We start from the raw sequence: 14,310 nt of genomic DNA on the forward strand, positions 1-14,310 counted from the left end.
GTTAGCAAACGGCAAGGCATAAATTAAAAATCACGAAAAAAAGAGAATTCATTTTATCCAAACTCCCTGTAAAATTCAAGCGCTTACTAGAGAAACTTAAAATCTTTTGCCCACAAAACTTTTTTTGCCCTGAATCAACGTAGACATTGTTTTTTATAATCCATGATTCTCTCAAGAAAATAGAGAAAACCAAGAGCCACTAAGGGGACTAACCCTGTCCAAGGAATGTAGCCACCAGCTGTCACTCCTAATAAAATAATAAATTGAACAACTGTAAAAACCTTTCCCCAAAACAAAGAGCCATAATCGTAACCTTTCCACCCATTGATTACAGAAAGATAGCATACGAAGATAACAAGAAAGATATCTCGAGCGCAGATGAAAAAGAGATGAGCAACAGATAACGACCCTTCAATATAAAGCACCGTAATACAGACAAAAACGAAAACTTTATCTGTAATTGGATCTAGGATTGAGCCTAAACGACTTGTCGCTTTATAGCGGCGAGCAAGATAGCCATCCAATATATCGCTTAACATAGCTCCAACAATAGCAAGTAAACGGAGGTGCAATTTTTCTTGGCAGAAGAATAACGCTAGCCACAAGCGTGATATAGAAAGTAAGTTGCAAAATTGTCTCATGATTTTGGCTAACTAATACGATCCTTTTAGGAACCTTATAACTGGTCCATTATAGAGCATGCTAAATCTACAAACAAGCATAGAGTTCGCGGATGGGATTCTTGTCTTCCGACCATCTATCTCTACATTGGCATATAGTAGGCTTTCTTTAAAAAGAATAAGGAAAAAGAATATTGGCTACAACTACCTTGCCTTAGTTAAGGTGGCGGTATTCGGAAAGAGAGGGATTCGAACCCTCGGTACCCTTTAGGGGTACGCGTCCTTAGCAGGGACGTACTTTCGACCACTCAGTCATCTTTCCCTATTATTCAATCTAACGCTGGATCTTAATCCGACCGTTCTTGTTAAAACAGCGTAACTATCAAACTGAAAAATGTCAACTCACCTGCGTCTTACAAGAAAAAAGAGGAAAACGTAATCGAATTTATTTATAAAGGCTTTTTAAGCTTTCGCTAAAGAGCTCGGGGGAGTTGTCAGAAAATCGCTCTGAGCAACTAGCGCTTGAGGGATATATGGTAGATAACATAACCTACCTAGAAAAATCCAGAACTACTACGAATTACGAAACCCCGATTCCAATGGACAAGCCTCTAACTGTTCCGCTTCCCTCACCTCCCCATTCCAAAGAATCAGAAATGATAGTTTTAGGCTGTATGCTGACAGGGGTACACTATCTAAATCTCGCAGCAAACCAGCTTTACGAAGACGATTTTTATTATCTCGAACATAAAATCATTTTTCGAATCTTACAAGATGCTTTTAAGCAAGATAAGCCGATGGACGTACACTTAACTGGAGAGGAGCTTAAACGCCGCAACCAGCTTACTGTAATTGGTGGTCCCTCTTATCTTATTACCTTAGCAGAATTTGCAGGTACAGCAGCTTACCTTGAAGAATATGTTGATATCGTTCGGTCAAAGTCGATCTTACGAAAAATGATTGCCACCGCAAAAGAGATCGAAAGAAAAGCTTTAGAGGAGCCAAAAAATGTCACAGAAGCTTTAGATGAAGCTCAAAATTCCTTTTTTAAGATCAGCCAATCTACATCAGTAACACAATACACCTTAGTTGCTGATAAGTTGCGAGGATTAACTACTGTTACCGATAAGCCTTACCTTACACAATTGCAGGAAAGGCAAGAATTATTTTTACAAAATGCGCACGGCGATAACGGGTCTTTTTTCTCTGGTATTCCCACTCACTTTATTGATTTAGACCAATTAATTCATGGATTTTCTCCTTCAAATTTAATGATTTTAGCTGCGCGGCCTGCAATGGGGAAAACAGCTCTAGCCTTAAACATTGCAGAGAATCTTTGTTTCCAAAACCGTCTTCCAATTGGAATTTTTTCTCTAGAAATGACAGTCGATCAATTAATTCATCGGATGATTTGCTCTCGATCTGAAGTTGAGTCTAAAAAAATCTCTGTGGGAGACCTCTCCGGGCATGACTTTCAAAGAATTGTGTCCGTAATTAATGAAATGCAGGAACATACACTACTCATTGACGATCAGCCTGGATTAAAAGTTTCTGACTTACGAGCTCGAGCTCGCAGAATGAAAGAAAGCTATGATATCCAATTTCTTATTATTGATTATTTACAACTACTTTCTGGTTCTGGCAACTTACGTTCCACAGAAAGTCGTCAAACAGAAATTTCAGAAATTTCTAGAATGTTGAAGACTCTTGCTAGAGAGCTAAACATTCCTATCCTTTGCCTTTCCCAACTGTCACGAAAAGTTGAAGATCGAGCAAACCATCGCCCCATGATGAGTGATCTTCGAGAAAGCGGAAGTATTGAACAAGATTCTGATTTAGTTATGTTTTTACTGCGTAGAGAATATTATGATCCCAATGATAAGCCTGGAACAGCTGAGCTCATTATAGCAAAAAATCGTCATGGTTCTATAGGTTCTGTACCTTTAGTTTTTGAAAAAGAATTAGCTCGTTTCCGTAATTATTCTGCTTTTGAATACGTTAATTAGTTGATTCAGGGCTCTAACTTCAATCCCATGAATGCGACAATCCGATTTGTCTTAAAACATAGGAATCAGTATAGTTGTTTGATCGGCTGGAGACAGCATGCTTGTCTGTACAAGAATGGGGTAAGTCTTCTGTTGAAGTAGGATTCCACTAAGGTGATTCAAATCCTGTTTTGAATACAAAGAATCTTCGTTACAAATGACGAAGAGGATGTCAAATCGATACGTTAACCATAAAGATATTATGTCATCTGTTAAGAAAAAACGAAGGCTCAAGATCGCCAAGCACAAGCGCAAAAAAAGACGTCGTAGAGACCGTCATAAAAATAAGTAGTTTTAATAACTTATGTGGACTCACCCAATTACTTATGATGTGATTGTAGTGGGAGCTGGACATGCAGGTTGTGAAGCGGCATATTGTTCTGCAAGTATGGGCGCTTCCGTTCTTATGCTCACTTCCAATTTGGATACTATTGCTAAATTAAGTTGTAATCCTGCTATTGGCGGCATTGGTAAAGGGCATATTGTTCGAGAGATCGATGCTCTTGGTGGTGTTATGGCGCAAGTTACAGATCAATCTGGAATACAATTTCGTATTCTCAACCAGACTAAAGGACCCGCCGTCAGAGCTCCACGAGCTCAGGTAGACAAGCAATTTTATCATATCCATATGAAGCGTCTTTTGGAAGAAGTTCCGGGCCTTCATATTATGCAAGGGACCGTAGAGTCTCTATTAGAGAAAGAAGGCGTTATCACTGGAGTGACTACCAAGGAAGGGTTAGTTTACTTAGGAAAAACAGTTGTCCTTTCTTCTGGTACGTTTATGCGTGGCCTCATTCATATTGGAGATCGTAATTTTTCTGGAGGACGTTTAGGAGATCCTGCATCGATCGGTTTATCCGAGGATCTTAAAAAGCGTGGTTTTCCTATAAGCAGACTCAAGACGGGTACCCCGCCCCGCCTTTTAGCTTCTTCTATAGATTTTTCTGGGATGGAAGAACAACCTGGAGACGAGGGAGTTTGCTTTGTACATAGGAATCAGCCCTTTTCCCCTCCCTTGCCCCAAGTTTCTTGTTTCATTACCCATACAACAGCAAAAACTAAAGAAATCATTGCAGAAAATTTACATCGTTCTGCCCTTTACGGAGGTCTCATTCAAGGTACAGGTCCTCGCTATTGTCCTTCTATAGAAGATAAGGTCGTAAAGTTCTCAGATAAAGAACGCCATCACATTTTCCTAGAACCAGAAGGTATTCATACTCAAGAGGTCTATGTTAATGGATTATCAACTTCTATGCCTTTTGATGTGCAATATGATATGATTCACTCTGTACTTGGGCTAGAAAATGCAATTATCACCCGGCCAGCGTATGCCATAGAATATGATTATATTCACGGCAACGTAATTCATTCTACTTTAGAAAGTAAGCTCATAGAGGGTCTTTTTTTATGTGGGCAGATTAATGGTACCACAGGTTATGAAGAAGCTGCTGCTCAAGGGTTAGTTGCAGGAATTAACGCTGTAAATAAAGTTTTCAATAAACAACCGTTTATCCCTTCACGTCAAGAATCTTATATTGGTGTGATGTTGGATGATCTGACCACTCAGATTCTGGATGAACCTTATCGTATGTTTACGGGAAGAGCTGAGCATCGTCTCTTATTAAGACAAGACAATGCATGTGCTCGTTTATCCCACTACGGCTATGAACTAGGATTACTATCAAAGGAACGTTATCAGCTTATCAAAGAACAAAATCAGATATTACAAGAAGAAAAAGTACGTCTCCAAAAGACATTTAAAAAGTATGGTGACTCTGTAGTATCTCTAGCAAAAGTCCTCTGTCGTCCCGAAGTTTCTTATGATGTTCTTAGGGAAACGTTTCCTGATGATGTTCGTGACTTAGGAGTCATTCTTAATGCCTCTCTAGAAATGGAAATTAAGTATTCTGGATACATAGATCGTCAGAAAATTCTTATCGAGAATTTAGAGAAGGCAGAATCACTGCTCATTCCTGAAAATTTAGATTACAAGAAGATAACAGCTTTGAGCTTAGAAGCTAAAGAAAAATTAGCAAAGTTCACCCCCCGAACTCTAGGTTCTGCATCGAGGATATCTGGAATAGCCTCTGCTGATATTCAAGTTTTGATGGTAGCCTTAAAAAAACATGCTCACCCCTAGTTGTATTTTTCTAGATTTACAAGGATATTCGATTTTTCAACAATTACAAATCGAAGAGGCTTTATTAAGAGTTTCGAATCAAAATTTCTGTATTATTAATACAGGTGTTCAGGATTCAATAGTTTTAGGAATTTCTCGAAATTTAAATCAAGACGTGAACGTTACTCGGGCACAAAAAAATCATATTCCTATAATACGTCGTTATAGTGGAGGAGGTACGGTATTCATAGATACTAATACTATAATGGTATCTTGGATTATGAACTCCCCAGAACGTTTTACTCAGCCTCAAGCATTATTAGCATGGACCTATCAGATCTATAGTCCATTCTTTCCTGATACGTTTTCTATTTGTGAAAACGATTATGTTCTTGGCAAGAAAAAAGTTGGCGGCAATGCACAGTACATTCAAAAACATCGCTGGGTACACCACACGACATTTTTGTGGGATATAGACATAGATAAATTGTCGTACTATTTACCGATTCCTCAAAAACAACCCGATTACCGTCAGCAACGTTCTCACGCAGAGTTTTTGACTACGTTACGTCCTTGTTTTGTTTCTCGCGATCACTTCTTTGAAAACATCAAAGCATCGGGAGGACTGTTATTGTCTTGGCAAAAACTTCGTGATGAGGAGCTACAAAAAACTCTTGCCCAGCCTCATCGTAAAGCAACTATTGTACTTACTTAAAGAGTAATCTAAGAGGCATTCAGAATCTCTATTTTACCAAAAAAGTAAGCGATCTCATTCACAGCATTTTCTAAGCTGTCAGATCCATGAACAGCATTAATCCCTATAGATTCTCCAAATTTAGCGCGAATAGTTCCTACAGCAGCTTCTGCAGGGTTTGTAGCGCCCATAAGCTCACGATTACGAGAAACTGCATTTGCTCCCTCCAATACCAAAACTACAATAGGTCCTGAGATCATAAAACTAACAAGTTCTTCGAAAAAAGGACGCTCTCTATGTACCCAATAAAACCCTTCGGCTTCAGTTTGGGATAGGTGTATCATTTTCATTGCTGCTATACGTAAGCCAGATTGTTCAAAAATAGATAAGATTTCTCCAATATGAGCTTTGCTAACAGAGTCTGGTTTAATAATAGATAGCGTTTGTTCCATGGTATATGTATATCTCCTTCAAAATGAAATCGCTTTATTTTAGGAGAAGTATAGCATGATCTTTAGGAAAGTCTAGTCCTTGTTCGTTCCTGAAAAATTCTTTTTAAGAGCAATAGGAAGAATATCTGTTAAAGAAGATCCCTCTGGGAGATCTTTAATAGCTTCTGTTATCATCCGTTCAGCAGCGATTTTTGAATAGCCTAAAGCTGCTAAAGCCTGTATTCCTTCTTCAATATAAGGAGAATCTGTATCCGTCCGAATAATTTCAAGTCTAGAATCTAAAGGAAGGAGGGCGGGTAATTTTTGTTTAAGTTCGACCATAAGCTTTTCAGCAGTTTTTTTCCCAATTCCTGATACAGAAGATAAAGCTCGGATATCTTCACCACGAACCACTGAACATAATATCTTTAAAGGTAAGGCATTAAGAATTGCTAAGCCTAGCTTAGGTCCTATTCCAGAAAAAGAAATTAAAATACGAAAACACTCTCTTTCTTCTCGAGAATGAAATCCATAAATCAGATGCTCAGTCTCACGGAATATAACATGAGTATAGACTAGAAAATCTTGATGCAAAGCTCTGATACATTCTACTGCCCACCGCTCAGTGATAGCAACATGATAGCCAATGCCCTGGCATTCTATAACAATTACGTTAGTATTTACATGAGTAAGTATCCCGCGAATATAGTCGTACATTTTACCTAACTCCACAAAGAGGACTATGCAATATATGAGTATGACATATAGCAAGAGCAAAGGCATCAGCAATATCTTCTTTAGAGGGATCTAAAATATCAGGAAGATTCAATAGCTTACTGACCATTATCTGAACTTGTCTTTTACTCGCATGACCTTTACCAACTACTGCTTTTTTTGCGACATTCGGGGCATATTCAAAAATCGGAATATCACGTAGGGCTGCAGCTAGTAAAACAATACCACGTGCCATCCCTAATTTTATGGTGCTTTGAGGATTTTTATTTACAAACTGAGTTTCTAAAACCATAACATCGGGCTGTATATGATCTAATATTCTAGAGAGCTCTTCAAAGAGAGTCCTGTAACGCATAGGAAGAGGCGACTTAGGAGATAGGTGAATGGCGCCGTAACTATGAGGTCGCAATTGGTAACGCTGTTCTAAAGCAACAACGGCATATCCCGCCACTATAGTGCCTGGATCTACCCCTATAATCAATTGTGACACAATACGCATTCCTGAGATATTCTAAGCGTGTTTTCTTTAAAAGATGATTCGAATTGAGATAATCTCTTCTAAAGTAATTAATTTTCGCTTTCTATGAAATTATTTTCTATTTGAAAAACACCGAGCTTACTTATGTAGAAATTTTAGATTCTGTAAATAACAAATCTAGTTCACATTCAATTTCTTTCCCCAATAATCCCTTCAAATGATCTAGCTTGGTATTTAAAGGCATATCAATACCCATTTGCTTATGTAAATCCCGAAGCTGACAGTATTGATCCTCAACAATATCTTGAAGTAGAGCGACTGTCTTTTTCTTCTGAGCTAGATCTGTTTGTACCTCGGTTAATTTTTCAATAGAACAAGTCTCTGTACTATTTTGATTTCCTTCTTGGTAGCACTGTAATTTTTCTCTTAATTTAGCAATTTCTAAATGATATGTTTTTACATAAACATCTTTTTCCTGTTGCAAAGTAGCAAGGCTGTTCTTTAATTCATCTATTTCAGCATATACTGGATACGATCTCTCCTTATCTATAAAGGAGGCTGTCTGTTGTGAAATATTGCGTTGTAATTGTTCTTCAAGCTGCTTGATTTTATGCTCATAGCATAAACGACGCCCTTCACTAATCTCTGCTTGTTGTACACTTTGAAAAAGTTCTTTTTTTATTTCGTCGATAATATCATTTTGATGACGAATTTGTTGAAGTTTTTCTGCAAGACGATGTTGTAACCAATTATTTTCTTCTTGTAGCTTTTGTATCTCTTGATTTTTAATTTCCTCCTGATGGACATACTCTTTTTCTAAAGCGGACAACTGTTCTTGACACTGCAAGTCAATAAGCTGAGCCTCCTGAGGACAAAAGTTTTGTGTTTCCTTCTGCAATGAAACCAGCTTTCCACTCATTCTGCTACAAACCGCAGACAAAATGCTGCAGACATGCTGCCACTCGAGAATATCAGCATCTTTCCAACGACAAAGCAAACGAAGCATTGGACGAGAACATGTAGTGTAATAATGGGGAGATAGTGGACTGGAAGATCGTAACGAAGATAGATGCAGCTTAAGTGTAGATAAGAGCCGCACAGGGTACCTCTAAAGTTAGTCTAGTCAATTCATCCTATAACACACAATTGAGTTTCTTGTCTCAATTCGTTATCAATTGCTTTTTGTAAGGGGGGGGAGAGAAATTCTAGAAGTATCCTTAATTCATGAAATTGCTCAGAACAAGACTCGAACTTGCACGGGCCTACGCCCAAGGGATTTTAAGTCCCTAGTGTCTACCATTCCACCATCTGAGCAAAAAATAGTGTCTCACTTAAATCATTCTTCAAATAAAACAAACATTCTAAAGATAGATCTTTTCCTAAGTGCAGAAAACTAAGAGGCATTATAACACAGTTTTTTTTCTAAATCAATGATTTTTAAAAAAACCAAAAGGCATGGCTTAAATAAAATTAAAAACATGCCTTTATAAGCTATTCTTCTTCTTGAGGTAAGAACAGTACCGAAGAACCTTCTTCAATTGAAAAAGAAGTTGAGGGGGATGCATCTTCTTCTGTCTCAGGAAAATGCAAGGCATCATCAGCAGACAACAAAGCATCTATGACTTCGGTACTCTCATCAACTAAAGCTTGTAACGATTCATTAAGATCTGCAGAAGTTACTACTGGATTGACAACAGTTTGAGAAATAACTTCTGATATCAATTTTGCTGGGGGAGGAAGCAAAGAAAATTTCTTTTGCTCAATAATCTCGTGCTCCTGAGATTCTTCCCAAAGTTCTTCTTGAACAGTGTCTAAAATCTCTTGCGATGCTCCAGTTACTTCAGCCATTTCTTTATGATTTCTGCGACGACTTAGCTTTTTCTTTTCTTTCCACTTTTCCCCTTTAAAGGAATCCTTTTTGGTTTCTTTCTTATCTTTTTTAGTAGGGTTAGAAGGTGCTATTACTTCTTCCGAGCTATCAACCGTAGGCTTTTCATCAACAACGGGTAGTGGTGTAGATTTAGTTAATTTTATTAAAGCTTCCCTACCGCCAGCAATCTTTACTCCACGATCCAAACCAACTGCTTTTAAATTGATCTTAGCATCGCGAACTTCCATTATCTCATAATCGCCAGCAGGCACCAGAAAGGGCTTGCTATGGTCACAGTTTCTAAAAAAACAAATATTTCCTAAGGAAATAACCTCTATAGCTTCAACCATAAAAGGATCTTGTGAAAGATGCTTCGTATTCCTTACTGATAACTTATACCCCTCTCGAGAGGTAATCACAGTTTCTATAACAGGGTCTCTTGTAAAATACACGTATTACAACCTTTTATTTAGAGTTTTTTGCTACATACTCTAATAAGTCTACTATGCGCGTGGCGTATCCTATTTCATTATCATACCACGCGACTAACTTAAAGAACCGATCATTCAAGGCTATACCAGCTGACGCATCAAATATAGAAGAATGCTCAGAGCCTATAAAATCTGAAGAAACAACTTGCTCATCTGTATAATCCAAAATGCCTTGCAAATCAGTTTGTGCAGCGTTTTTCATAGCTAAGCAAATATCATCGTAAGTTGTAGGCTTCTCGAGTCTTACAGTTAAGTCAACTACAGATACATCAGCGACAGGAACTCTGAAGGCCATTCCTGTTAATTTTCCCTTTAATTCAGGGAGACATAGAGTTACAGCTTTTGCAGCTCCAGTTGAGGCAGGAATGATGTTTTGCAAACAACCACGCCCCCCTCTCCAGTCTTTTTTTGAAGGTCCGTCAACTACTAGTTGGGTAGCCGTAGCCGCATGAACGGTTGTCATTAAACCTTCTGTAATTCCAAAATTATCTAATAAAACTTTAGCAAGGGGAGCTAAACAGTTTGTAGTACAAGAAGCATTAGATATGATTTTATCTCTTTCAGAGTCAAAAGTCTTATGATTCACTCCCATAACAAAAGTAGGAATGTCCCCTTTTCCAGGAGCTGAAATTAATACTCTTTTAGCTCCAGCTAGCAAATGCTTTTCAGCATCTTCTTTTTTTGTGAATAACCCTGTACATTCGATAACAAGATCAACATCTAAATCTTTCCAAGGAAGATTTTGAACATTACGTTCTGATAGGAATTTAATATTCTGTTGCCCAACAATAAGATGGTCCCCTTCACAGCGCACATCTCCAAGGAAATGGCCGTGTGTAGAATCAAATTTGAACAGATAAGCAAGTGCATCTCCAGGAACAAGATCATTAATAGCAAGGACTTCTAAATGGGGACTTCTTTTTAAGATCTGTCTTAAAACCAAACGACCGATGCGCCCAAAACCATTAATTACAATCTTCATTGCTTATCCTCAGAACTCAGTAAATTAGAACTGTATTAGCTTTAGTTAGCTAAAAATTCTATAATACACTTTTGAGCATTATCACCTATTCTATTTTGTAATTTTAGAATACGTGTGTAACCACCTTTTCTTTCTACAAAACGATTTCCCAATTCATCGAACAACTTATTGACAACTAGACGATCCACATTATACACAGATGTATTTCCAGATTTAGCTTGTCGGGCTTCTTTACTTGTTAGTTTATTATATCGCACCATAAGCCGCCCAATAGCTATACGTCTTGCTGCCAAGGAGTTTTTCTTGGCTAGGGTAATCATTTTATCAGCATGTCGTCGCAATTCCTTAGCTTTAGGTAACGTCGTCTCAATTCTTTCATAATGAATTAATGACTTTAACATATTAGCTAACATACAACGATTATGCGAGGAAGTACGACCAACTCTAAATTTTTTTCTAGCGTGTTGCATTACTTACTATCCCTTTGTATTTTTAGCCCGAATCTTTTCGGCATACCACTTCATTTTTTCTTTCACATTATCTAAACCCACACCAAACTGCGCAAGGTCCATGCCTAATTCAAGCTTCATTTCTTTCAACTTATTCTTGATTTCGCAAAGAGACTTCTTTCCAAAATTTCTAAATTGCAACAATCGCGGCTCTGGCATGATAACAAGTTCGCCAATGGTTTCTATATTTGCATTAGACAAACAATTTGTTGATCTTACTGAGAGTTCAATTTCATTAATTCCCAAAATCAACTTGTGAAGAATATCGTCTTTATTTTCTTTTTCAATAGAAATAGCTTCTTCAAATACGATTTTCTTCTCATCCATATTCTCAAAAATAGAAAAATGCTTAGTCAAAATCTGGGTAGAAAAAGCTAAAGCTTCTTTAGGAGATACCCTGCCATCAGTTTCCACGACTAAAACTAAGCGATCAAAATCCGTATCCTGACCAACCCGTGTATCTTCTACAAAATAATTCACTAAAGTTACTGGAGAAAACGCAGCATCCAAAACAATTTCATAAACACCTTTGTCTTCCAAAATGATTCTTTCAGAAGGGGTATAGCCTCTACCAAAAGCAACGCGCAAAACCACTTCAACTTGTATAGGTTGAGTAACAGTAAAGATTACTTGATCTGGGTTGACAGCCTCAAAATCTCCTTCTTGCAACAAATCTTGTAGAGTAACTTCTTTTTGTCCATTAGCCCCAGCTAGATCGGAAGCATCTATAGAAATCGAAGCCTTTAATACCTGCGTTGTCCTTCCTAAAGAACTATCTTGCATTGGGTACTTCTTTAATAGGGCTCCCTTTAAATTCAGAATGATATTAGTTACATCCTCAACAACCCCTTCAATTGCCATATACTCATGTAAGACCCCTGTCATAGCAAAAGAAATAATAGCTGGAGCTTCTAAACCAATAAGTAAAGCACGCCTTAAAGCATTTCCTAAAGTATGACCCATCCCTCTTTCTAAGGGCTCAGCAATAAAACGAGCGTGTTTATCTATTGAAAGCCCTTCAACAGGCAACATTTTCACTGTCTCAGGCAGTTCGAATTTATCATAAAGCAAATTTTGTGTGTTATCTGACATCCTTATTCTCCTTACCCTAAAACTACACTCTGCGCCTTTTTCTTGGTCTACAACCATTATGAGGAACAGGCGTTTCGTCACGGATGACAGAAACTACTAAACCAGAAGATATCAAAGCACGGACAGCAGACTCTCGCCCAGCTCCAGTACCTTTTAGACAAACTTCCACTTCTTTTAAACCAGAGTTCATAGCAGTTTTAGCAGCGTCTTGAGCTGCTACTGTAGCAGCAAAGGCTGAAGATTTTCTTGAACCAGAATATCCTACTTTACCTGCTGATGCCCAAGAAATTACATTGCCAGCAGGATCTGTTATAGATACTATTGTGTTGTTAAAAGTAGCCTTAACATGCACAACACCTGAAGGAATATTTTTTAGTTGTTTTCTTTTTACGCTCTTTTTTGCCTGCGCTTGATTTTTAACCAAAACACGACTCCTAATTAAAAATTATTTCTTCTTACCTGCGACCGTTTTTCGTTTACCTTTTCGAGTGCGCGAATTAGTCTTTGTACGCTGTCCTCTTACTGGCAAAGAAAGTCTATGTCTCTGGCCTCGATAAGAATGGATTGCGATTAATCTCTTAATATCTGATTGAACACGACGACGCAAATCTCCTTCTACTGTGTACTCCGATTGTAAAAGTGAATTCAATCGTCCTACTTCTTCTTCGGTTAATTCAGAAGCCCTAGCCTCAGGATTTAACTTTAACTTTCTGATAATCTCATCAGACCGCGCGGATCCTATCCCATAAATATATGTCAGACTTATCTTTAACTTTTTCTTTGCAGGAATATCAATTCCAATGATGCGTGGCATACGTTGGGCCTCCCTTAAAATAGTATAAGCATCTTAGGTCAAAAATTGTTATTTTTCAATGTCTTCCTTTCGTCCGTTCTGTTTTCAAGACGCTATCGTAGCGACGCATCAACAAAAACGCATCAACCTGCTTCATTGTATCTAAAACAACGCCCACAACAATGAGCATCGCGGTACCACCCAGGAAGTAACTTACATTAGAATCTACGCGCAGTACATAACCCAAAAGTGAAGGTAAAATCGCGATACCAGCCAAAAATAAAGCTCCCAAAAGAGTTACACGGTTCATTGTATATTCTAGATAATTTTGAGTTGCTCTTCCCTGACGTATACCAGGAATGAATGCATTATTTTTTTTCATTTCAGAAGCAATTTGCTCAGGATGAAACTGTGTTGCTGTCCAAAAATATGTAAAAAATATAATTAACAGAACATAACATATAGAATAAACCAAACTTCCTGGGGCAAGCAGCATAGCAATACGTTTCATCCATGAGGACTCTGATGCAATGAATTGTCCTATCGTTGCCGGAAACATAAGCAACGAAGAAGCAAAAATAACAGGAATTACACCGGCGTAATTAACTTTTAAGGGAAGATAGGATCCACCTCCAGGAACTTCTCTTCTTCCAATAACCCTTCGGGCATATTGTACAGGAATTTTTCTAACTCCCTCGATAATCAAAATAGTAGTAATAAGAACAAAAACAAAGACAAGAGCAAGCAACGAAATTGAAATCAAACCAAAATCGGAAGGATCTTGAGATCCTAAATTTAATCTATTTAAAATAGATCCTAATACAGAGGGGAAGGAAGATAAAATTCCAAGAGCAATAATTAAACTAATTCCATTTCCAATACCTTTATCAGAAATTTGTTCACCAATCCACATAAGGAGAAGAGTTCCTGTAGTCATCACCATAATTGTTGTGATATAGAAAATCCAAGGAGCCCCAAATAATTTCCAAGACAGTAACATAGGCAAAACAATTCCTGGCATGGTCATGTTCATTCTAAGAGCAAACTTAGCAAACAACAGAGATTGTATTACAGCGAGGGCAACAGTAAATAAACGTGTAAGTCTACCAATCCTACGCTTTCCTTGATCAGGAGACTCCCTCATTTCTCTTTGCAATGAAGGCATAAAGACTAGAAACAATTGGACGATAATCGAAGCGGATATATAGGGAACAACACCCAAAGCAATTACAGTCATTTGAGCAAAAGCGCCACCCGAAAAAATATCTGCCAATTGAAACAAATTTTGCCCAGATCCCAATAACTGCTTAAAGTATGCTACAGCTAATTCACCATTTATCCCAGGAACAGGAATAAAGACACCAACTCTACAAACTGCCAATAAAGCAAAGGTATAGAATAGCTTTTGTCGCAATTCAGTAATCAGAAAAAATTGTCTCAATGTAGTCATA

The 14,310-nt window shown here is 37.8% G+C and carries 16 protein-coding genes and 2 tRNA genes; 4 read left to right on the top strand and 14 right to left on the bottom strand.

Annotated elements, in window-relative coordinates; all coding sequences use genetic code 11:
- Positions 1 to 134 precede the first annotated feature (134 nt).
- Both C834KP_RS02870 and C834KP_RS02875 read right to left on the bottom strand, forming a co-directional pair.
- Positions 135 to 641 (bottom strand): CDP-alcohol phosphatidyltransferase family protein, encoded by a 507-nt coding sequence (locus C834KP_RS02870; protein WP_108896684.1) that lies wholly within the window; start codon positions 639 to 641, stop codon positions 135 to 137.
- A gap of 213 nt (positions 642 to 854) precedes the next feature.
- Positions 855 to 942 (bottom strand) — tRNA-Ser (locus C834KP_RS02875).
- 277 nt (positions 943 to 1,219) lie between these two features.
- On the opposite strand from C834KP_RS02875, the gene dnaB reads away from it, so the two are divergent.
- The 4 genes from dnaB to C834KP_RS02895 all read left to right on the top strand — a co-directional run bounded on the left by dnaB (position 1,220) and on the right by C834KP_RS02895 (position 5,499).
- On the top strand, positions 1,220 to 2,626 hold the full coding sequence (gene dnaB, locus C834KP_RS02880) for a replicative DNA helicase (RefSeq protein WP_108897139.1): 1,407 nt from the start codon (positions 1,220 to 1,222) through the stop codon (positions 2,624 to 2,626).
- 241 nt (positions 2,627 to 2,867) lie between these two features.
- A complete protein-coding gene (locus C834KP_RS05415) occupies positions 2,868 to 2,957 on the top strand; it encodes an AURKAIP1/COX24 domain-containing protein (RefSeq protein ID WP_072054076.1) in 90 nt (29 codons plus the stop codon).
- Between the two features lie 12 nt (positions 2,958 to 2,969).
- Positions 2,970 to 4,805 (top strand): tRNA uridine-5-carboxymethylaminomethyl(34) synthesis enzyme MnmG, encoded by a 1,836-nt coding sequence (gene mnmG / locus C834KP_RS02890; protein ID WP_108896685.1) that lies wholly within the window; start codon positions 2,970 to 2,972, stop codon positions 4,803 to 4,805.
- Positions 4,792 to 5,499 (top strand): lipoate--protein ligase family protein, encoded by a 708-nt coding sequence (locus C834KP_RS02895; protein WP_108896686.1) that lies wholly within the window; start codon positions 4,792 to 4,794, stop codon positions 5,497 to 5,499. The genes mnmG and C834KP_RS02895 overlap by 14 nt, the downstream gene beginning before the upstream one ends.
- A gap of 8 nt (positions 5,500 to 5,507) precedes the next feature.
- On the opposite strand, the gene ndk is transcribed toward C834KP_RS02895, so the two are convergent.
- From ndk to secY, 12 genes are all read right to left on the bottom strand, one after another.
- The gene (gene ndk, locus C834KP_RS02900) at positions 5,508 to 5,930 is read right to left on the bottom strand and encodes a nucleoside-diphosphate kinase (protein ID WP_108896687.1); all 423 of its coding nucleotides are present in this window, start codon (positions 5,928 to 5,930) and stop codon (positions 5,508 to 5,510) included.
- Positions 5,931 to 6,002: 72 nt separating this feature from the next.
- The gene (gene ruvA / locus C834KP_RS02905; RefSeq protein WP_108896688.1) at positions 6,003 to 6,626 is read right to left on the bottom strand and encodes a Holliday junction branch migration protein RuvA; all 624 of its coding nucleotides are present in this window, start codon (positions 6,624 to 6,626) and stop codon (positions 6,003 to 6,005) included.
- Position 6,627: 1 nt separating this feature from the next.
- The gene (gene ruvC, locus C834KP_RS02910) at positions 6,628 to 7,134 is read right to left on the bottom strand and encodes a crossover junction endodeoxyribonuclease RuvC (RefSeq protein ID WP_108897140.1); all 507 of its coding nucleotides are present in this window, start codon (positions 7,132 to 7,134) and stop codon (positions 6,628 to 6,630) included.
- Positions 7,135 to 7,264: 130 nt separating this feature from the next.
- Positions 7,265 to 8,221: a hypothetical protein gene (locus C834KP_RS02915; protein WP_108896689.1), complete on the bottom strand. Its 957-nt coding sequence runs from the start codon at positions 8,219 to 8,221 to the stop codon at positions 7,265 to 7,267.
- Positions 8,222 to 8,353: 132 nt separating this feature from the next.
- Positions 8,354 to 8,436 (bottom strand) — tRNA-Leu (locus C834KP_RS02920).
- Positions 8,437 to 8,613: 177 nt separating this feature from the next.
- A complete protein-coding gene (gene grgA, locus C834KP_RS02925) occupies positions 8,614 to 9,444 on the bottom strand; it encodes a GrgA family transcription factor (RefSeq protein ID WP_108896690.1) in 831 nt (276 codons plus the stop codon).
- Between the two features lie 13 nt (positions 9,445 to 9,457).
- Positions 9,458 to 10,465: a type I glyceraldehyde-3-phosphate dehydrogenase gene (gene gap / locus C834KP_RS02930; RefSeq protein WP_108896691.1), complete on the bottom strand. Its 1,008-nt coding sequence runs from the start codon at positions 10,463 to 10,465 to the stop codon at positions 9,458 to 9,460.
- 41 nt (positions 10,466 to 10,506) lie between these two features.
- Positions 10,507 to 10,935 (bottom strand): 50S ribosomal protein L17, encoded by a 429-nt coding sequence (gene rplQ, locus C834KP_RS02935; RefSeq protein WP_108896692.1) that lies wholly within the window; start codon positions 10,933 to 10,935, stop codon positions 10,507 to 10,509.
- 6 nt (positions 10,936 to 10,941) lie between these two features.
- Positions 10,942 to 12,066, bottom strand: coding sequence for a DNA-directed RNA polymerase subunit alpha (locus tag C834KP_RS02940; RefSeq protein WP_108896693.1), 1,125 nt, complete (start codon positions 12,064 to 12,066; stop codon positions 10,942 to 10,944).
- Between the two features lie 22 nt (positions 12,067 to 12,088).
- Positions 12,089 to 12,490: a 30S ribosomal protein S11 gene (gene rpsK, locus C834KP_RS02945; RefSeq protein ID WP_108896694.1), complete on the bottom strand. Its 402-nt coding sequence runs from the start codon at positions 12,488 to 12,490 to the stop codon at positions 12,089 to 12,091.
- 21 nt (positions 12,491 to 12,511) lie between these two features.
- Entirely contained in the window at positions 12,512 to 12,880 is a 369-nt protein-coding gene (rpsM, locus tag C834KP_RS02950; RefSeq protein WP_108896695.1) for a 30S ribosomal protein S13, read from the bottom strand.
- 55 nt (positions 12,881 to 12,935) lie between these two features.
- Positions 12,936 to 14,309, bottom strand: coding sequence for a preprotein translocase subunit SecY (gene secY, locus C834KP_RS02955; protein WP_108896696.1), 1,374 nt, complete (start codon positions 14,307 to 14,309; stop codon positions 12,936 to 12,938).
- Between the last annotated feature and the right edge of the window lies 1 nt (position 14,310).

Origin of the sequence: Chlamydia serpentis (genome assembly GCF_900239945.1) — a bacterium.
GTDB classification, from domain to species: Bacteria; Chlamydiota; Chlamydiia; order Chlamydiales; family Chlamydiaceae; genus Chlamydia; species Chlamydia serpentis.

Coding starts and splice junctions, on each gene's coding strand:
- C834KP_RS02870 (WP_108896684.1), bottom strand. CDS start 641: ATGAGACAATTTTGCAACTTACTTTCTATATCACGCTTGTGGCTAGCG.
- dnaB (WP_108897139.1), top strand. CDS start 1,220: ATGGACAAGCCTCTAACTGTTCCGCTTCCCTCACCTCCCCATTCCAAA.
- C834KP_RS05415 (WP_072054076.1), top strand. CDS start 2,868: ATGTCATCTGTTAAGAAAAAACGAAGGCTCAAGATCGCCAAGCACAAG.
- mnmG (WP_108896685.1), top strand. CDS start 2,970: ATGTGGACTCACCCAATTACTTATGATGTGATTGTAGTGGGAGCTGGA.
- C834KP_RS02895 (WP_108896686.1), top strand. CDS start 4,792: ATGCTCACCCCTAGTTGTATTTTTCTAGATTTACAAGGATATTCGATT.
- ndk (WP_108896687.1), bottom strand. CDS start 5,930: ATGGAACAAACGCTATCTATTATTAAACCAGACTCTGTTAGCAAAGCT.
- ruvA (WP_108896688.1), bottom strand. CDS start 6,626: ATGTACGACTATATTCGCGGGATACTTACTCATGTAAATACTAACGTA.
- gap (WP_108896691.1), bottom strand. CDS start 10,465: ATGAAGATTGTAATTAATGGTTTTGGGCGCATCGGTCGTTTGGTTTTA.
- rplQ (WP_108896692.1), bottom strand. CDS start 10,935: ATGCAACACGCTAGAAAAAAATTTAGAGTTGGTCGTACTTCCTCGCAT.
- C834KP_RS02940 (WP_108896693.1), bottom strand. CDS start 12,066: ATGTCAGATAACACACAAAATTTGCTTTATGATAAATTCGAACTGCCT.
- rpsM (WP_108896695.1), bottom strand. CDS start 12,880: ATGCCACGCATCATTGGAATTGATATTCCTGCAAAGAAAAAGTTAAAG.
- secY (WP_108896696.1), bottom strand. CDS start 14,309: ATGACTACATTGAGACAATTTTTTCTGATTACTGAATTGCGACAAAAG.